We start from the raw sequence: 18,186 nt of genomic DNA, 5'->3' as shown, positions 1-18,186 counted from the left end.
ACATTTGATGCTCTATTTTTTTAATTTTTAAAAATTACTTATTAATTTACCTTAAAGCAAAAGTGATTAAAAACCCCATATATTATCACCTCAAAATAAAAACATTAAAAGTCACGTTAAAAATATTAATATCAGAATTAAATATTTTACTTCATTAAAATACCAATACTTTATTTCAAAAAACTCTCCTGATGGATAAACTTGTTTTCGTCGAAATGACTTACACAAAAAGCCGACGCATGGATGCACTAGGCAATTTGCATTCACTTTAGGGACTAAAAAATACTTATCTTTAAGGATCTATAACATGAAATTAAATAAATTATCTGTTGCTGTTTTATTTGCAGCTTCTACTCTGTCTGCTTCTGTTTTAGCTAGCGGCAACACTGGTGAATTACATTTCAGCGGTCAAGTAGTTAACTCTCCATGTAATATCGAATCTGAAAGCACCAAACAAGAAGTTCCATTTGGTCAACTGTCACGTGCTTCTTTAGAAGCAGGCAATGCAGCAGAGAAAGATATCTCTATTAAATTAAAAGAGTGTAACTTCGACGAATTCAGTAAGGATACTGAAGGTAAATGGGTTGCAGTTAAAGATATCAAAATCACTTTCGGTGGTAAAAACTACGTTGGTACTAATAAAGAGTTCTTAGGCGTGACTGGTACTGCTAATAACGTTGGTATTCAAATTAAAGATTTTAAATTTGATGAAGCTAAATCTGTTCTGAACCAAATTCGTAACAGACAAGGTGAAAACGTTCTGGAATTTACTGCATTAGCAAAACGTGTTGATGCTTCTACTCCAGTAACTGAAGGTGAATTCAACTCTATCGCTGACTTCAAAATCACTTACGAATAATTTTTATGGGAGGGGTAACCCTCCCAATAAAAAGGTTCATTATGCGAAATTTATCTTTCTTATGGTCAACACTATTATTAGCTCCTTTTATTTCTAATGCAGAATATACAGTTGATGGTGGTATTCGTGGTGAAACTGTTATGCGCGGATATATTGTTGCAGCTCCCTGTTCAATAGAAACAGACAGTCAATATCAATATATTAATTATGACCTTGTTTCTAAAAGTGACATCAATACAGAAGAAGCAAAAAACAATAATAGAAAAACATTCAACATTAAATTAAACAACTGCATTAGTGAATATGACAAAGATAATAGCAAAGGCATAAAAATTAAATTCTTTGCTAATAGTGATATCTACAACAATGCAATAAAACTATCAGGCCCCACGGATGGCGTCGTTGTCTATATTTATGACACCAATAACAATTTAGTCACTCCGAATAAATCGTATTCTATTTCAAATAGCGCCATTTACTTTGATAGCAAAACAAAAATCAGCTTTTTGAAATATGAAACAGAAATTGACACCATTAATAATGAGATTGAACCCGGAAATTACTTTGCCACGATTAAATTCAATGTGAGTTACGACTAATAAATATTTTAAATGATAAGAACACTATGGCTAAATTTAATATTTTTCACCAGTTAATTATTATATCTTGCTTATCCAGTATTCCTACTGTTGCTTTTTCTGTTGAATTTAATACAGATATGCTTGATACCAAAGATACTCAGAATATTGACTTTAGCCAGTTTTCTCAGGCCGGATTTGTTATGCCTGGAAATTATCATCTAACGATTAAAGTCAATAATGAACGTTTGGGTAATGCCCGCGATATTACTGTGGGTGCACCAACTTCTGCTGAAGATTCATTATTTAGCGTTGTCTGTGTTCCGGCAACCATTACAGATCAGCTCGGCTTAAAACCAGATGCTATTCGCTTAATTAAATATCGCGATAACGATCAGTGTATCGATTTGTCTGCGCTTGAAGGCAGTACCATGAGCGTGGATTTATCCACGTTAACACTGACGATTTTAATCCCACAAAGTTATCTGGAATATACCGACCCTAGCTGGGTGCCACCTTCTCGCTGGGAAGACGGTATTAACGGTTTCTTACTCGACTACACCTTGACAGGGTCCTTTACCAACCGAAATAGCGGAACCAAAGAGTCCTATTTATCCGCAAACGGTACCACAGGGTTAAACCTCGGTGCGTGGCGTTTACGTGGAGATTACCAAGCGAACTACCGTAAATCATCGGGTAACTATAACAATGAATATAGCGATGCCATATTCAGCCGTTTATATGCTTATCGTTCATTAGCGAATATCGCCTCGGTTCTAACGTTGGGGGAAAACTATTTCTATTCCGCCATTTTTGATTCTTGGCAGTTCACAGGTCTGTCACTAGAGACCGATGAAAATATGCTACCGCCGAAACTGACGGGATATGCCCCAGAGATCATCGGGATTGCACAAACCAACGCAACAGTCATCGTCAAAAGCCATGACCGTATTGTTTTAGAGACTACGGTTCCCGCAGGGCCATTCCAGATCCAAACGTTGGATAGCTCAATCCGTGGAACCTTAGATGTCACGGTACGTGAAGAAAATGGCGAAGAACAAAAGTTCAGCATTACTACCGCGGCGCTACCTTATTTAACGCGCCCTGGACAAGTTCGTTATAAGTTTGCCGTTGGTAAACCGCGTTACGATGGACGTCACCTTGAAGGGGATATGACCGCATCTGGCGAGCTTTCTTATGGACTTAATAATATTTGGTCTATTTATGGTGGTTCGATTTTATCCAAAAACTACCAAGCATTTTCAGCCGGTTTTGGGCGTGACTTATTTACCTTCGGGAGCTTGTCATTTGACATAACACAGTCTCATGCAAAATTACTCAGCAATACCTTAACAGGACGCAGTTACCGTTTAAGTTACTCAAAATCGTTTGATGAGGCGAGAACGGACATTACGTTCGCAGGCTATCGATTCTCGGATGAAACCTATCGTTCATTACAACAAACATTGGACGAACGCCGTACAGGGATTGAAACCCAGGCACACAAAGAGAGCTATCAGGTCAATATCAATAAATATTTTGACGCGTTCTCACTGGGTGGAAACTACCAGTACAACACGTATTGGAATAGCCAAACGGAAGAGCAATTTGGAGCCTATATCAACACCGCCTTCAATATTGCCTATTTAGGGTTAAAAAATATCAGCTTAACCGCATCCGCGACACGCTCCAAAAGAGCGGGATATCAGGATGATGCCATTACGTTATATGTCACCGTTCCCCTCACAATGGGCAGCAGCATGAGCTTCTCTGAGGGTTATACACGTGACCAAAATGGACGCCGTTCTTCAACCCATAACGTGGGCTATAGCGGCTACAACGATCAGCGTAGTTATAACCTGAACGTAGGTTACCAAACGGGACAGTATCAAGACTCACAAACCAGTTTCAGTGGTTATTTGAGCCAGAACTTCCCAACGGCATCACTCTCGGCCAATGCCAGTTATGTTCCCAATGAGTACCACACCATTGGTGGGTCGATTAACGGCGGGATCACATTGGTCAAAGAAGGAATTGCGATGCATCAGGCAGCCTATGGTGGAACGCGCTTAGTCGTTGAAACACCGGGAGCGAGCAACGTGCCATTAAACGGCGGTGTTTATAAAACTAACCGCTTTGGCTTAACCGTACTCCCTAACGTAAGTAGCTATCGCAAGACAACAGCATCAATTAATACCAGTAAATTACCGAACAATATCGAAGCGTTAGAGAGCGTTACCGAAGCCACATTAACTCGTGGAGCCATCGGTTATCGCAGCCTTAATGTTATCCAAGGGGAAAAAACCTTTGCCCGTTTAAAACTGGCAGACGGCACTTATCCACCCTTTGGCGCCAGTGTACGTAATAAAAATAATATTGAGCTCGGCATTGTGGGTGAGCAAGGGATCACATGGATTGTCGGCGTGATGCCAAATGACCTGCTTAACCTTTACTGGGGAAATAAATTGCAATGCAGCACGCAAGTCACTGAGTTTAAAAACAGTGCGGAAAGCTACCCTGTATTAATTTGTCATTAGGAAACAATTTAAATGAAATCAAATCTTTTTAATTTACTTCGCACCAGTGTCTTATTGACCTCTATCGGTGCAATGGGCGCCACTTACGCCGCAGTTACACTGGATCGTACTCGTATTATTTTTGATGGTGATCAGCAGTCTATTAACATCACTATTCGCAATGATAACCCTGAACTGCCTTACTTAGCGCAGTCATGGTTAGAAGATGCGTCAGAGAAAAAATTGGAAGCTGGCCCGATTATCGCGACACCACCGATTCAGCGTATGGAGCCAAAATCCACCAGCTTAGTTCGTTTAAGCACGGCTCCTGATATCAGTAAGCTACCTCAAGATAGAGAGTCTCTGTTTTACTATAACTTGCGTGAAATTCCACCAAAATCAACAGAAGCAGGTGTTCTACAAATCGCCCTGCAAAGCCGTGTAAAACTGTTTTATCGCCCAGAAGCGATTGTGGCTGATAGCAAAAAAGATTGGACAAAACAGGTGACATTAACCCCAACAGCCAATGGTTATCAGCTGAATAACCCAACAAGTTTTTACCTGACTATTATCGGCATTGGTAACAGCCAGAAGCAATCTGAGCAGAGTGACTTTGATGCCGTTATGGTGCCACCAAAGTCAACTCATAACCTAAAATCAGCAAAATTTGCGACGCCATATCTCACCTATATCAATGATTATGGTGGAAAGCCATCACTGGCGTTTAAGTGCCAAGCATCGCAGTGCACAGTCACACCATAGGCGTAACGGATAAACAGGAATATCAACATGAAACTGTATCACTTTGGGTTATCGCTCATGTTCGCCATGCCTGTATTGGCAGAAACGCCATCGCAACCCTCATTATTGGACACAACAGGCACTGTTTATGTTCATGCGCGTTTTCTCATAACGCCTTGCCAGCCTAATGTGACGATGACGAGAGCGGTCAATCATGTCAATGAGCCTGTTTATCAATTTACCGTGAGTTATGCCCATTGTGTCACCCGCACTTATAACCAAATGTGGGCGCCATTCACGTTGAAATTTGCGGGTCAGCAATATGTTTTTTCAAAGCCGCAGACAAATAAAAGTATGACCTTTTTACTTCCAGCCGAGAATTCAGCACGCCGTTTGGAGATGATTTATGACTAAAACATTCGCACTTATGGTTAGCATGAGTAGCTTGTTATTCACCAGCTACGGCAGCTTGGCAAATAGTCTATCCGTCTATTTTGAGGGAACACTAGTGCCTATTGGTTGTCGCTTATCCGACGATGACACGAAGAAAACGGTTTACTTATCGGGTCTGCGCTTTTCTGAACTTGAAAATCTGGGGCGTTCTGATGTTCAACCTTTTCAGTTGGATATCGTCGACTGCTCGACAGCGGCATTAAATAAGACCATCAAAATTACGCTAAATACTCAAGATATTGAAACTCACAATGGCGTCACCTATTTGAAAACAACTGGCGAGTCCAATGTGTTACTGGCGTTAACGGATGGCAAGAATGCTCAACCTTTGAAATTTAATACCACGATTGATATCAGTACCGTCACGGAATCGGGAAAAGGCTCCATTAACCCGCTGCAATTTGGGGTATATGCGCAAAAGCCCTTTAACGGACGGCTCAAAACAGGGAGTTTCTCATCCTTAGTCACATTCAATCTGGACTACCAGTAGGAGAATGCAGATGAAAATATCCGGTTTTTTAGGGGCGATTTGCCTGCTTATGAGCAGCTTTTCACTGGCTGATATTTTAATTACGTTGGAAACCACACTGGTGCGTCCATCCTGTGTGATCACCAATGAAAATGGTGATAAAGAGCTGTATGTGAATTTTCAAAATGTCGCATTAGATCGCATAACAGAAGAAAAATACAACTTTGGGATCCTAATTAAGCAATGCGATTTGCGTAAAAACTTACGGATTTATTTGTCCCCAAAAGAGGGTTCAACCCTCACGATTAATAACGAAACGGTATTAAGCACCACGATCCAAGGATTAGGGATCCGCTTTTCCCAAGCCAATAGAAATACCGCTATCAATCTACTGAAATGGGAGCCCATCTTCCCGTCGGTGAGTGGTGACACCGCCACATTGACCTTGCAGTCACAATTAGTTACGAATCAAGTGCCTGAAACACTTGAAGTCGGCCCGTTTAGTGCGGCACTGTCAGTCATGATTGATTATCTTTAAAGTTAGGTAACGACAATGAAAAAAACATCTAAAACTTCGCTAATTTCATTAATGACCATGCTGATGTCACTGTTTCTCTATAGCCAAGTTTCTCAAGGATTAACTCGCTACTCGTCCAGTGGTGGCGGCTATAGAATGAATCTTGTCTCCAATAACTCGGTCGTCGCGAGCACTCCGACAATTGGAAGCAATGGTGAAAAATACTATTCTGTTGCTCCGCCAAATAAAGAAGGCATCGTGATCGATGCTACTTCATCACAGCCTTACGGTACTGCTTATTGTAAGGTGAACTTTTTAGAGGGTAACTACCAAAACGGACTGGCATGGAACTTTGCCTTTCATCGTGTTTTTGCTTATATGCCAGAGGCTGGCTTTAGCATTAAAGGGTTAACCGCTTATAAAATTAATGCGAATACTTATTTCACACTGTATTCAGACAATGGAATTACTCAGGGTTGGAAAAACATTTCTGGGCGTGGATGTTCTTCTGAAGAAATGGGGCCATTAGACGCAGGATTCTTCACCGTTCAATTCCCATTTGAAGTCCGTATTTATGTGAAAGATATTCCCATTGATGGCAAAGTTGTTATTCCACCAGCAATGATTGCGGGCTATACCCGAATGTTCCAATATCCGGGTGCACCTGATATGTTCGTTCCAGCGGATAAAGCGAGTGTAAAACTGGATTTAACTCAGTCGGTGATTAACTACCCATCAAACTGTAAATCCAATATTGATAACTTAAATATCAATCACAATACACTGGATGCCATTGAATTTGATAGTAAACAAACCCGTACTGCGACCTATCAATGTGATAGAAGTCAGGGGGTTAGAGTGAAATTCGCCTTAGATTACGTTATGGATAACGATCCACAAAAGCGTGTACCACTGAAGTCAGGCAATAATACGATTTACTCCGAGTTATCGCTGTACGATGCAGAGAGTAACCAACGCGGTAAAACTATCGAAACCACCATTGATAAAGTGAAAAATATTGAAATCGAAAGCCACCTTTATGGATTAGATGCTGAGCCCGGAAAATACACTGGCAACGCGTGGTTAATTGCGACTTATTTATAATTAACATGCAGTAAAATTTTATGATTATGCTTTCTCGTGCTGTATTTATTAGTATTTTTATTATTTGGAATCTCGCCAGCATAATTTACATTGATAATTTAGGTAGCTTAAGGCAATCGCTGCCTCAAAATATTATTAGCTGGTTAGCGATTGCATTAATCATTTCCATCATTGCATTTACAGTGTTTTATAGAAAAAATCGGATTTTTATTACGATTCCTGCAATGTGTTTTTTTTTAGCGCTAGCCATATTAAGTATTAATCTTTTTTATATAAAAGAAAGTCATAATGTTATATTTTGGTATTGGTCTGGCATCAGCGCAGGAGTCGTACTGTATATTGTCGGATTGCAAATACGAGAGAAGTGGCTAATTCAATCTTTCTGTATTTATTGTTTCATCGCTATTAATGTTATTCAGTGTTTATTTACTATTTATCAATACTTTTTTGAAACTACTATTTTTTATTTTGCAACCGATATGCGGTCATATGGTTTGACGCAACAAATTACCATTTTGTCGGTTAACATGGCGATGAGCTGTATGTTTTCGTTGATGACCCTAGTGTTATCACAATTTAAACTTGCATCGCTTAACCAAGAAAAATGCCGTATAACGCTATTAAGTCTCTGCATTTTCTTGTTTACAGTGACGCTGGTTGTTCTGCAATCTATCACCACAACATTGAGTTTCGCAGTGTGTGCTTTTGTTTTTATCTGTTTGTTTTATCAAAAGAATAAAGTAAGAGTGAGCGCCAGCTATTTCATTATTGCCCTCGCTGTATTTATTGGCGTTTACCTTATTCAGCTGTGCCCAAAGTATATCGACAGTGAGATAATCAACCGCTTTCACCTTAAGCAAATGTTACGATTTTCCATCTCACTGTTTATCTACCCACCAGCTGAAGTTTGGGAACAACCTTTAATACTTAATGCGAGTATGGAGAAAAACCAGCTCCCATTTTTAAGCTCTGAAAATTATATTGTGCCACATATTTATAATGAGATATTGCGTTGGATTATGACTGGTGGGTTTATTAACCTTATTTTTATGTCATTACTAATAACGGGTGGAATATATGTTATTTACCAATCAATCATTAAATACAAAAAAAATGGGAACGGTTATTCCATATCCTTAATATTGGCATTAACGCCTGTAGTTATTAATAGCAACTTAGAGCACCCATTTTTACAATCAGTGTTACATTGGGGAATGATTATACTGTTTTTATCATTTTCAGATGCGTCATTCCCATTAAAAGAACAATCAAGCTTTTATATTAACAAGCACTTATCGTTATTATTTAGCTTTAGCACTTTTATTATTGGCCTAAGCGTTTTTATTATTGGATTAAATTTATTTAATGGCCAATCTTTCTTTCACACCAATATTTTCTCATTTGCATAATGAGAAAATTAAAAGATAAACGAGGACAGCATAATGACTCTCTATGACAATCAAATCTCCAATACCGATATTGGTGCAAAAGTTCGCAAGCGCCGCCTATTATTAGGTTGGAGCGCCAGTATTCTTGGTAAAAAAACTGGCTTAAGCCAACAACAAATCTCTCGTTATGAACGCGGAACTCAAAATTTTACGATCCACCGATTATGTATTTTTGCTAATGTGCTTCAGTGCGATTTAAATTACTTTTTAGAGCGTAGAAATCCTTCGGTAACAGTACCGATTAATCTGTAATGCCGCTGTATTCATACCACCGACAGCCTAATTTAGTCGCAACATAATCATGCCCTCTAAGTCTCTTTTTAGAGGGTATTTTCATTCATAAAAGCAGTCTAAACTGATATCAATGATTTTTATTTATGATAAAAAATGATTTCAGGGTCATTATCATCGAGATTATCAATCTGCCCGCTAGGAATAAAACCCGATTTTAATAGTAATTTTTGCATCAACAAATTGGATTGATTGGTCGATGTAAATAATTTAGGATGATGGCAAATTTCCTGTAAAGCCTTCAACAGCGCAAGGCCAATGCCTCGGTGGCGAAACCGCTCAGCAACCATAATCATTTCAATAAAACCACAGCCAAAGAAATGGTAATTTAATACCCCATACCCCAACACTTCCCCTTCCTCCTCCGCAAGATAACAGCTTTGATTTGTAACCCAATTTTGAATTTGCTGTCCACGCATAGGGTCAACCCTAATATAGGTATCAACATTGAGCAGTGAGGCAATGTCCTGCAAAGTGGCAAGGCGAATAAGCATGGTGGTTTACTCTTCATAAACATCAAATATAGCGCAACATTATCATCTAAATGACCGGAACTGAATTATTGGTTGATGCCTTATTTAAATGGTAAATGGTTAACTCATTGGAACAAATTTGAATAATATAAGTGAGGAAATATATGTCTCATGCCCTGCAAAAGATTATTATCACTGGAGGCCCTGGATCGGGTAAAAGCTCTATCATTGAGAAATTGATGGAAAAAAAATATCACTGTTTACCTGAATCAGGTAGAGCCATCATTCAGGATCAAGTCTGTATTGGTGGTCATGCCCTACCATGGATGAATAAACAAGCATTTGCTGAAATGATGCTATGTTGGGAACTTCGCTCGTGGCACTTAGCAGATAATCATGGCGGGTTGTGTTTTTTCGATCGAGGATTACCAGATATTGAAGGTTACTTGCACTTATGTGAAATATCAATTCCGAAGCATATAGAACGAGCAATAAACACCTTTCAATATGCAAAAACCGTATTTATTGCATCTCCATGGAGAGATATATATGTACAAGATACAGAGAGAAAGCAAACTTTTGATGAAGCCATTATGACTTACCATGCCATGGTTGATACGTATAAAAAGTATCATTACGAATTAATTGAAATTCCTCACTTACCTGTTAATGAGCGAGTAGATTTCATTCTTTCCGTTTTAAATTCATAAAATAGACTAAAAATCCTGATGGTTATTTATTACGCTTAGTTCAAATCATTGGTGAACGAGAGATTAATATCAATTAAACATCAAGATATTCAAAAAATGCACCACCATTTTGTCTCTTAAACGCGGTGATTACCCCACGGATCATCAGACAAATTAGCATCATCCATTGAATCGTCTTCTAGCATATCAAGATAGAACGCTTCAACTTCAGCCCGCGCCCATGGCGTTCTTCGTAGGAATTTTAAGCTTGATTTGATACTGGGATCTTTGTTGAAGCAATTGATTTTGATAATGCTGCCTAATTTTGCCCAACCATAATGGTTAACTAATTCTGTTACCTGCATTTCAAGCGTAACCCCATGTAACGGGTCTTTAGATTTATGTTCAGTCATTTGGATTACCTTATAGGGCATTTCAGAGTGTTCAAAGCACGCGAAGGTTACAAGAAAAGCAAGGCGCTCGCAATCAATACGGCAAGTGACAGGCTCCTTAGTGAAAACATAAAAAAATCCCCCAGCAAGCTACCCTGCTGGGGGATGATTTATTCACAAGTTAAACTCGTAAATTACAGAACGTCTACGCAGTTCAGTTCTTTGAATGCTTGCTCTAAACGAACAACCATTGAGTCTTGTGCTTTACGCAGCCACACACGTGGATCGTAGTATTTTTTGTTTGGCTTATCATCGCCTTCTGGGTTACCTAACTGAGATTGTAGGTAGCCTTCTTTCGCTTTGTAATACTGTAAAATACCATCCCATGTTGCCCACTGAGTATCGGTATCGATGTTCATTTTGATAACACCGTAGCTTACTGCTTCTTTGATTTCAGCAGCGCTTGAACCGGAACCACCGTGGAAAACGAAATCTAAGCTGTTGTGTGGCAGGTTAAATTTCTCAGACACGTAGTCTTGGGAATTACGCAGAATTTTTGGCGTTAATTGTACGTTACCTGGCTTATAAACACCGTGTACGTTACCAAAAGAAGCCGCGATAGTGAAACGTGGGCTGATAGCGTTCAGTTTTTCGTAAGCGTAAGCTACGTCTTCTGGTTGGGTGTACAGCGCTGAGCTGTCCATGCCAGTGTTATCAACACCGTCTTCTTCACCACCAGTACAACCTAATTCGATTTCCAGAGTCATGTCGATTTTCGCCATGCGCTCTAAATATTTAGAACAGATTGCAATGTTTTCTTCCAGAGATTCTTCTGACAGGTCAATCATGTGAGAAGAGAACAGTGGTTTACCAGTTTTCGCGTAGTGTTTTTCACCCGCATCTAATAGACCGTCAATCCATGGCAGTAATTTCTTCGCACAGTGGTCAGTGTGCAGAATCACTGGCACACCGTAGTGCTCTGCCATTTGGTGTACGTGGTATGCACCTGAAATTGCACCTAAGATAGCTGCTTGTTGCCCTTCAGCTTTCAGGCCTTTACCTGCGATAAATGCAGCACCACCGTTAGAGAACTGAACAATAACTGGAGCGCGTACTTTAGCTGCCGCTTCAAGTACGGCGTTAATTGAATCAGTACCAACACAGTTCACAGCTGGCAATGCAAAGTTATTTTCTTTGGCAACCGCGAAAACTTTCTGTACATCATCACCAGTGATAACACCTGGTTTAACAAAATCAAAAATTTTAGACATGTGAAAAGGTCCTGTGGTGAACAGGCAGCCTACGCTGCCTGTTGTGTATGAACAAATTAATTACGCTTTAGCACGTTCTTCTAGCATCACAACGGCTGGGAGCATTTTACCTTCAACAAATTCAAGGAAAGCACCGCCACCGGTAGAAATGTATGAAATCTTATCAGCGATACCGAATAAATCGATCGCCGCTAGGGTGTCACCACCACCAGCGATTGAGAAAGCGTCGCTGTCTGCAATAGCACGAGCAACGATTTCAGTTCCCTTACGGAAGTTAGGGAATTCGAATACGCCCACAGGGCCGTTCCAAAGAATGGTTTTCGCATTTTTCAGAATTTCAGCCAGACGTTCTGCGGATTCATCACCTAAGTCCAGAATTTGCTCATCATCTTTGATAGCGTTACTTGCTTTCAGTGTTGCTTCCGCAGTTTCTGAGAACTCGGTAGCCACGCGAACATCAGTTGGCACTGGGATTTGGCAGTTAGCCAGTAATTTTTTCGCTTCTGGGATCAGGTCCGCTTCATACAGTGAACGACCCACATTGTTGCCTTCTGCTGCGATGAAAGTATTCGCGATACCGCCACCCACAATCAGTTGGTCAGCGATTTTAGACAGGGAATCTAACACAGTCAGTTTAGTGGAAACTTTAGAACCACCTACGATAGCAACCATTGGACGCGCTGGGTTACCTAACGCTTTGCCTAATGCTTCTAATTCGTTGCTTAACAGAGGGCCTGCACACGCAACTGGTGAGAATTTAGCAACGCCGTGCGTTGACGCTTGAGCACGGTGAGCCGTACCGAATGCATCCATAACGTAGACATCACACAGTGCTGCATACTGTTTAGACAGCGTTTCGTCATCTTTCTTCTCGCCTTTGTTAAAGCGCACGTTTTCTAAAACGACTAATTCACCAGCAGCGATATCAACACCGTTCAGGTAGTCTTTAACTAAACGAACTGGGTTGTCTAATTTTTCTGCCAGATAGTCAACAACAGGTTGCAGTGAAAACTCTTCATTGTACTCACCTTCCGTCGGACGACCGAGGTGGGAAGTAACCATGACTTTAGCACCTTGTTTCAGTGCTAATTCAATTGTTGGTAATGAAGCACGAATACGTGCATCTGAAGTAACTTTACCGTCTTTAACAGGAACGTTTAGGTCCGAACGAATGAAAACGCGTTTACCCGCTAAGTCCAAATCGGTCATCTTAATTACAGACATGGTGAATCCTCTTGTTGATTCTCTATAAAGTTTTCATTAGCGACTGTGCGAGGTGGTCAATAGCGTATTTATCTATTGTGCCCCGCTGTCTGTCAGACGCCAATTAGTTTAAACCTGTTGCTGCCATCGCTAGAGTTGTATCTAGCATCCGGTTAGCAAACCCCCATTCGTTATCACACCAAACCAGGGTTTTGATTAAGTTCTTGCCGCTAACTCGTGTTTGCGTGCCATCAATAATCGCACTGTGCGGATCATGATTAAAATCCATCGAGACTAACGGTAGTTCAGTATAGTCTACTATACCACGAAAATGCCCATGCGCGGCGCTCTGTAATAGCTTGTTGACTTTATCAACACAAACATCCGCATCTACAGTGACGCTTAAGTCAATGGCAGTGACATTGGTGGTTGGAACGCGTACAGAAATCGCTTCGAAGCTGCCTTGGAATTTTGGAAAAATTCGTGTGATCCCCGCGGCCAATTTGGTATCGACAGGAATGATCGACTGACTCGCTGCCCGCGTTCTGCGTAAATCTTTATGGTAGGCGTCAATCACAGGTTGATCATTCATGGATGCATGAATGGTGGTGACTGTGCCCGACTCAATACCAAATGCATCATCCAACACTTTGATGACTGGAATAATACAGTTGGTGGTACAAGATGCATTGGAAACGATACTATCGCTTCTTTGTAGGCTGTCATGGTTGACGCCATACACAATGGTCGCATCGAGATCATCGGTTCCCGGATGGGAAAAGAGCACTTTTTTCGCGCCGGCTTGCAGATGTTTTAACCCATCTTCGCGAGAGCCATAAACGCCCGTGCAATCTAACACCACATCCACACCTAACTCTTTCCAAGGTAGCTTGCTGATATCCGCTTGATGGAAAAGACGCATATTGTCATCTCCAACCTGTAGCTGGTCGCCATTGAGACGAACATCCCACGCAAAGCGTCCGTGACTTGAATCATACTTCAGCAAATGAGCGATACCTTCCGGTTCCGCTAATTCATTGACCGCAACAACGACAATTTCTGCCCGGCGACCTGATTCATATAACGCTCTGAGAACACTTCGACCAATTCGACCGAAGCCGTTTATTGCTACCCTGATTGCCATTCTACACCTTGTATCTGAGCAAAATCACACGGTTGCTAAGGATAACTGACTACCACCAACTCTACTGCTCATTTTAACTGTCAAACATCAAAAGTGTGCTTCACTCGACATTTTTAAAATTTATTTACATTATTTCAAATGCAACTGAAACGGTTCAGCTTATTGAGTTTTAGATTAAGGGATATATTTAGAGAACGCAATAGAAAAACAAGAAACGGTGCACAAAAAAACAACGCCCCAATACCAAACTTGATATTGAGGCGTAAATTAAGTTAATTCACTTTATTTTCAGAGGTGCGGCCGTTTATTCGGAACACACCTCAAGCAATTAAATGAATTATTTCAGCAGAGATTTCGCAGCTTTAACCGCGTTTTCAACCGTAATGCCGAACTCTTTGTACAGCTGATCAGCTGGTGCTGATTCACCGAATGAGTGCATACCGATGATAGCGCCATTCAGGCCAGTGTATTTGAACCAGTAATCTGCGATACCCGCTTCGATAGCCACACGAGCAGTTACGTTTGCAGGCAGAACTGCTTCACGGTAAGCCGCGTCTTGCTTGTCGAATGCATCTGTAGAAGGCATAGAAACCACGCGAACTTTACGACCTTCCGCAGTCAGTTGCTCAGCCGCTTTCACCGCTAATTCAACTTCAGAACCCGTTGCAATAAAGATCAGCTCAGGCGTACCTGCGCAATCTTTCAGGATATAAGCCCCTTTCTCGATATTTGCTAATTGCTCAGCGGTACGAGGTTGCTGTTCCAGGTTTTGACGAGAGAAAATCAGTGCGCTTGGGCCATCTTTACGCTCAATGGCATATTTCCATGCAACTGCAGATTCCACTTGGTCACATGGACGCCATGTACTCATGTTCGGAGTCACACGCAGGCTTGCCAGTTGTTCTACTGGTTGGTGCGTTGGACCATCTTCACCCAGACCGATAGAGTCATGGGTATAAACGAAGATGCTGCGAATTTTCATCAGCGCTGCCATACGTACCGCGTTACGTGCGTATTCAACGAACATTAAGAATGTTGCGCCGTAAGGGATGAAGCCACCGTGCAGAGCGATACCGTTCATGATAGCGGACATACCGAATTCACGAACACCGTAATGGATGTAGTTACCCGCTTTGTCTTCGTTCAGAGGTTTAGAGCCAGACCACATGGTTAAGTTACTTGGCGCTAAGTCCGCAGAACCGCCCATGAATTCTGGTAATACTTTACCGAATGCTTCTAACGCGTTTTGAGATGCTTTGCGGCTTGCGATATTCGCAGGGTTTTGTTGCAGATTTTCAACGAATTTTTTCGCTTCTGCATCAAAGTTCGCTGGCAGTTCACCCGCCATACGACGTTCGAATTCTTTCGCTAATTCTGGATGTGCTTTTGCGTATGCCGCAAATTTTTCATTCCAAGAATGCTGTTTTTCTTTACCGGCTTCGCGCGCATCCCAAGCTTGGTAAATATCTGCTGGGATTTCGAATGGACCGAATTTCCAGCCCAGTGCTTCACGAGTTGCTGCGATTTCAGCATCACCTAAAGGTGCGCCGTGAACCGCTTCGGTGCCTGCTTTGTTTGGTGAACCAAAACCGATAACGGTTTTGCACATAATCAGCGTTGGTTTGTCTGATTGTTTGTGTGCTTCGTTCACTGCAGCGTTGATTTGGTCTGCATCGTGACCATCGATGTCACGGATAACGTGCCAGCCGTAGGCTTCGAAACGCGCTGCGGTATCATCGGTAAACCAGCCTTCAACTTCACCATCGATAGAGATGCCGTTGTCATCGTAGAATGCGACCAGTTTATTTAATTTCAGGGTACCCGCTAATGAACACACTTCATGGGAGATACCTTCCATCATGCAGCCGTCACCCATGAACACATAGGTGTGGTGGTCGACAACGTCGTGACCTGGGCGGTTAAATTGTGCCGCTAAAGTACGTTCTGCAATCGCAAAACCCACTGCGTTTGCAATACCTTGACCTAAAGGACCGGTCGTGGTTTCAACGCCTGGTGTATAACCATATTCTGGGTGACCCGGGGTTTTAGAATGTAATTGACGGAAGTTCTTTAACTCATCAATAGATAAGTCATAACCGGTCAGGTGCAGCAAGCTGTAAATCAGCATTGAACCGTGACCGTTAGACAGTACGAAGCGGTCGCGGTTAGCCCAATGTGGATCTGCTGGGTTATGATTCATATGGTTGCGCCAAAGAACTTCAGCAATATCAGCCATGCCCATTGGTGCGCCAGGGTGCCCTGATTTTGCTTTTTGAACCGCATCCATACTTAGAAAGCGGATAGCATTAGCAAGGGTTTTACGAGTCGTCATTAGTATACTCCAAGTAGGATAGAACGTACTTAAACCAATATTCACAACGCAATAGGGAATCATTGCGGTTTATAGAGTTAGCCTCAATAATTCGAGCCGCAGGTGCATAAAAGCTTATTAGACCTACCCACAACTTGAAGTTTGGCGATGAGACCCTACGAAACTAGCGCAATTTCATCCATACAGCAATTATTTGAAACAATATGACAGCAGACTGCGGATCTTTATCGCAACCGTCAAGCTGAATCCTTTCCATTGCGCAAAATATCCCTTTGAGTTCTTCGTTTTGCGCAATTGCCTAACCTTATTAAACCTGAGTTCACCACTTAGGATCAAGGTGATTTATGCTTCTTGAGTAATTAGCCGCAATATTAGTGATATTTGGCAAATTTTTTACTGGAAAACCCGCACAAAACAACAAGGGCGCTCATCTTTGCGCCCTTGTTTTCACATTGCTTTCTTTATAACGATTAACGTTCTGTCATCGCCTGTTTCATCCGCGTGATAGGCTTAATCAGGTAATCAAAGACGCTTTTCTCACCCGTTTTGATATCTACCGATGCCACCATACCCGGAATGATTTCCATTTTATGGTTATTTTTATCTAACAAATAATTGGTATCCGTTTCGACAAGAATTCGGTAGAACGTCTCATCCGGATTAAGCTTCAATTCACTACGGCGATTATCATTACTCAGCGTGTCAGGGCTGATTAATTTCACCACCCCATTTAAGCCACCATAAATAGCGTAATCATAGGCGGTCACTTTCACCACCACGGGCATTCCCGGTCTTAAAAAAGCCACATCTTGCGGACGAATATAAGCTTCTACCATCAATTTGTCATCGAGGGGAATAATCTCAAGGATGTCTTGCCCCGTATTCACTACGCCACCGATGGTATTGATCTTAATGTTTTTTACGATGCCGTGAACGGGTGCGCGGATCTCTGAGCGAGTGACAGGATCTTCACGCATGCTCATGGTCTCTTCCGCTTGATCCAGTTCCGATTCTACTTTCACCAACTCAGCGTTTGCTTCCGCAAGGTAGTTATTCATGCGTTCATTAATTTGCGTCGCTAATTCAACGGACTGTCTTTCCATTCGCAGGATTTCCACATTGGAAACTAACCCTTCTTTCGCCAATGGTTTAGTGATAGCGATTTCTCTGTCCAGTAACCCTTTGCTTTGACGTAAGCCTGCAATAGCTTGATCACGCTGCGTTTTTTTCGCGTTATAAGCATTGGTTTCACGCACTACTAATTCTTGATCCGTTATCTTTGAAAAATCAGGAACTTCGTTGCGAGACTCCCCCTGTAAACGTGCTGAAATGGCTTCAAGGTTTTGCACTCGCGCTTGGCTTTCACGCAGTAATGCCATACTGCGCGCATCATCCAGTTTCAGTAAAATTTGCCCTTTCTCAACAATATCCCCCTCTTTGACGTACATCTCTTGGATATTGCCGGGATCGATACTTTGAATAACTTGCTCGCGACTGCTTGGGATAATAGTTCCCTGCCCACGAATTATCTCTTCTAAGTTGCTGTTATAGGCCCAAACGATAAAAATCGTCAGTAACAGCGCCAGAAAGATAATAGGTAAAAACAGTAAGTTACTGCGCTCTTTTCTCATTACCGATTCTAAATCGTGAGAAAAGTCACTGGAAAAAGTGCGATGCTCTTTTGGCGCTTTACCATATTGATCCAT

Annotated in this window: 18 protein-coding genes; 11 read left to right on the top strand and 7 right to left on the bottom strand. The window is 41.5% G+C overall.

Annotated elements, in window-relative coordinates; genetic code table 11:
* Nucleotides 1-307 precede the first annotated feature (307 nt).
* The 10 genes from H0913_RS04565 to H0913_RS04520 are packed head-to-tail and all read left to right on the top strand — an operon-like array spanning nt 308 to nt 8,937.
* Nucleotides 308-859 (top strand): fimbrial protein, encoded by a 552-nt coding sequence (locus H0913_RS04565; protein ID WP_036953990.1) that lies wholly within the window; start codon nt 308-310, stop codon nt 857-859.
* 41 nt (nt 860-900) lie between these two features.
* Nucleotides 901-1,458: a fimbrial protein gene (locus H0913_RS04560; protein ID WP_154604472.1), complete on the top strand. Its 558-nt coding sequence runs from the start codon at nt 901-903 to the stop codon at nt 1,456-1,458.
* A 26-nt stretch (nt 1,459-1,484) separates the two neighbouring features.
* On the top strand, nt 1,485-3,974 hold the full coding sequence (locus H0913_RS04555) for a fimbria/pilus outer membrane usher protein (protein WP_154604471.1): 2,490 nt from the start codon (nt 1,485-1,487) through the stop codon (nt 3,972-3,974).
* 12 nt (nt 3,975-3,986) lie between these two features.
* Nucleotides 3,987-4,715 (top strand): fimbria/pilus periplasmic chaperone, encoded by a 729-nt coding sequence (locus tag H0913_RS04550; protein ID WP_154604470.1) that lies wholly within the window; start codon nt 3,987-3,989, stop codon nt 4,713-4,715.
* Between the two features lie 27 nt (nt 4,716-4,742).
* The gene (locus tag H0913_RS04545; RefSeq protein ID WP_181478055.1) at nt 4,743-5,108 is read left to right on the top strand and encodes a hypothetical protein; all 366 of its coding nucleotides are present in this window, start codon (nt 4,743-4,745) and stop codon (nt 5,106-5,108) included.
* Complete coding sequence (locus H0913_RS04540) at nt 5,101-5,637, top strand: fimbrial protein (protein ID WP_181478054.1); 537 nt, start codon at nt 5,101-5,103, stop codon at nt 5,635-5,637. Before H0913_RS04545 ends, H0913_RS04540 begins: the two co-directional genes overlap by 8 nt.
* 10 nt (nt 5,638-5,647) lie before the next feature.
* Entirely contained in the window at nt 5,648-6,154 is a 507-nt protein-coding gene (locus H0913_RS04535; protein WP_232368829.1) for a fimbrial protein, read from the top strand.
* 15 nt (nt 6,155-6,169) lie between these two features.
* The gene (locus tag H0913_RS04530) at nt 6,170-7,237 is read left to right on the top strand and encodes an adhesin (protein ID WP_181478052.1); all 1,068 of its coding nucleotides are present in this window, start codon (nt 6,170-6,172) and stop codon (nt 7,235-7,237) included.
* Between the two features lie 20 nt (nt 7,238-7,257).
* On the top strand, nt 7,258-8,646 hold the full coding sequence (locus H0913_RS04525; protein WP_181478051.1) for an O-antigen ligase domain-containing protein: 1,389 nt from the start codon (nt 7,258-7,260) through the stop codon (nt 8,644-8,646).
* Between the two features lie 33 nt (nt 8,647-8,679).
* A complete protein-coding gene (locus H0913_RS04520; RefSeq protein ID WP_154604465.1) occupies nt 8,680-8,937 on the top strand; it encodes a helix-turn-helix domain-containing protein in 258 nt (85 codons plus the stop codon).
* 119 nt (nt 8,938-9,056) lie between these two features.
* Here H0913_RS04520 and H0913_RS04515 read toward each other — a convergent pair whose 3' ends face one another.
* Nucleotides 9,057-9,470 (bottom strand): GNAT family N-acetyltransferase, encoded by a 414-nt coding sequence (locus H0913_RS04515; RefSeq protein WP_181478050.1) that lies wholly within the window; start codon nt 9,468-9,470, stop codon nt 9,057-9,059.
* A 143-nt stretch (nt 9,471-9,613) separates the two neighbouring features.
* On the opposite strand from H0913_RS04515, the gene H0913_RS04510 reads away from it, so the two are divergent.
* Complete coding sequence (locus tag H0913_RS04510) at nt 9,614-10,159, top strand: AAA family ATPase (protein ID WP_181478049.1); 546 nt, start codon at nt 9,614-9,616, stop codon at nt 10,157-10,159.
* Between the two features lie 116 nt (nt 10,160-10,275).
* Here the strand turns inward: H0913_RS04510 and H0913_RS04505 are convergent, their stop codons facing one another.
* The 6 genes from H0913_RS04505 to H0913_RS04480 all read right to left on the bottom strand — a co-directional run bounded on the left by H0913_RS04505 (nt 10,276) and on the right by H0913_RS04480 (nt 18,186).
* A complete protein-coding gene (locus H0913_RS04505; protein ID WP_181478048.1) occupies nt 10,276-10,551 on the bottom strand; it encodes a VF530 family DNA-binding protein in 276 nt (91 codons plus the stop codon).
* Between the two features lie 173 nt (nt 10,552-10,724).
* Nucleotides 10,725-11,801 (bottom strand): class II fructose-bisphosphate aldolase, encoded by a 1,077-nt coding sequence (gene fbaA / locus H0913_RS04500; protein WP_132496207.1) that lies wholly within the window; start codon nt 11,799-11,801, stop codon nt 10,725-10,727.
* 60 nt (nt 11,802-11,861) lie between these two features.
* A complete protein-coding gene (gene pgk / locus H0913_RS04495; RefSeq protein ID WP_181478047.1) occupies nt 11,862-13,025 on the bottom strand; it encodes a phosphoglycerate kinase in 1,164 nt (387 codons plus the stop codon).
* Nucleotides 13,026-13,128: 103 nt separating this feature from the next.
* Nucleotides 13,129-14,148 carry an erythrose-4-phosphate dehydrogenase gene (epd, locus tag H0913_RS04490; RefSeq protein ID WP_154604463.1) on the bottom strand — a complete coding sequence of 340 codons (1,020 nt, stop codon included), beginning with the start codon at nt 14,146-14,148 and terminating at the stop codon, nt 13,129-13,131.
* Between the two features lie 337 nt (nt 14,149-14,485).
* The gene (gene tkt, locus H0913_RS04485; protein WP_154604462.1) at nt 14,486-16,480 is read right to left on the bottom strand and encodes a transketolase; all 1,995 of its coding nucleotides are present in this window, start codon (nt 16,478-16,480) and stop codon (nt 14,486-14,488) included.
* Between the two features lie 470 nt (nt 16,481-16,950).
* Nucleotides 16,951-18,186, bottom strand: a complete 1,236-nt coding sequence (locus H0913_RS04480; RefSeq protein ID WP_154604461.1) for an HlyD family efflux transporter periplasmic adaptor subunit — start codon at nt 18,184-18,186, stop codon at nt 16,951-16,953.

The sequence above is a fragment of the Providencia rettgeri genome, from assembly GCF_013702265.1.
In the GTDB taxonomy this organism is placed as follows: Bacteria; Pseudomonadota; Gammaproteobacteria; order Enterobacterales; family Enterobacteriaceae; genus Providencia; species Providencia zhijiangensis.
The sequence above is the reverse complement of the archived record's forward strand: the minus strand, read 5'-3'. Positions and strand labels throughout refer to the sequence as shown.

Coding starts and splice junctions, on each gene's coding strand:
- H0913_RS04565 (WP_036953990.1), top strand. CDS start 308: ATGAAATTAAATAAATTATCTGTTGCTGTTTTATTTGCAGCTTCTACT.
- H0913_RS04560 (WP_154604472.1), top strand. CDS start 901: ATGCGAAATTTATCTTTCTTATGGTCAACACTATTATTAGCTCCTTTT.
- H0913_RS04555 (WP_154604471.1), top strand. CDS start 1,485: ATGGCTAAATTTAATATTTTTCACCAGTTAATTATTATATCTTGCTTA.
- H0913_RS04550 (WP_154604470.1), top strand. CDS start 3,987: ATGAAATCAAATCTTTTTAATTTACTTCGCACCAGTGTCTTATTGACC.
- H0913_RS04545 (WP_181478055.1), top strand. CDS start 4,743: ATGAAACTGTATCACTTTGGGTTATCGCTCATGTTCGCCATGCCTGTA.
- H0913_RS04540 (WP_181478054.1), top strand. CDS start 5,101: ATGACTAAAACATTCGCACTTATGGTTAGCATGAGTAGCTTGTTATTC.
- H0913_RS04535 (WP_232368829.1), top strand. CDS start 5,648: ATGAAAATATCCGGTTTTTTAGGGGCGATTTGCCTGCTTATGAGCAGC.
- H0913_RS04530 (WP_181478052.1), top strand. CDS start 6,170: ATGAAAAAAACATCTAAAACTTCGCTAATTTCATTAATGACCATGCTG.
- H0913_RS04525 (WP_181478051.1), top strand. CDS start 7,258: ATGATTATGCTTTCTCGTGCTGTATTTATTAGTATTTTTATTATTTGG.
- H0913_RS04520 (WP_154604465.1), top strand. CDS start 8,680: ATGACTCTCTATGACAATCAAATCTCCAATACCGATATTGGTGCAAAA.
- H0913_RS04515 (WP_181478050.1), bottom strand. CDS start 9,470: ATGCTTATTCGCCTTGCCACTTTGCAGGACATTGCCTCACTGCTCAAT.
- H0913_RS04510 (WP_181478049.1), top strand. CDS start 9,614: ATGTCTCATGCCCTGCAAAAGATTATTATCACTGGAGGCCCTGGATCG.
- H0913_RS04505 (WP_181478048.1), bottom strand. CDS start 10,551: ATGACTGAACATAAATCTAAAGACCCGTTACATGGGGTTACGCTTGAA.
- fbaA (WP_132496207.1), bottom strand. CDS start 11,801: ATGTCTAAAATTTTTGATTTTGTTAAACCAGGTGTTATCACTGGTGAT.
- pgk (WP_181478047.1), bottom strand. CDS start 13,025: ATGTCTGTAATTAAGATGACCGATTTGGACTTAGCGGGTAAACGCGTT.
- epd (WP_154604463.1), bottom strand. CDS start 14,148: ATGGCAATCAGGGTAGCAATAAACGGCTTCGGTCGAATTGGTCGAAGT.
- tkt (WP_154604462.1), bottom strand. CDS start 16,480: ATGACGACTCGTAAAACCCTTGCTAATGCTATCCGCTTTCTAAGTATG.
- H0913_RS04480 (WP_154604461.1), bottom strand. CDS start 18,186: ATGGATCAATATGGTAAAGCGCCAAAAGAGCATCGCACTTTTTCCAGT.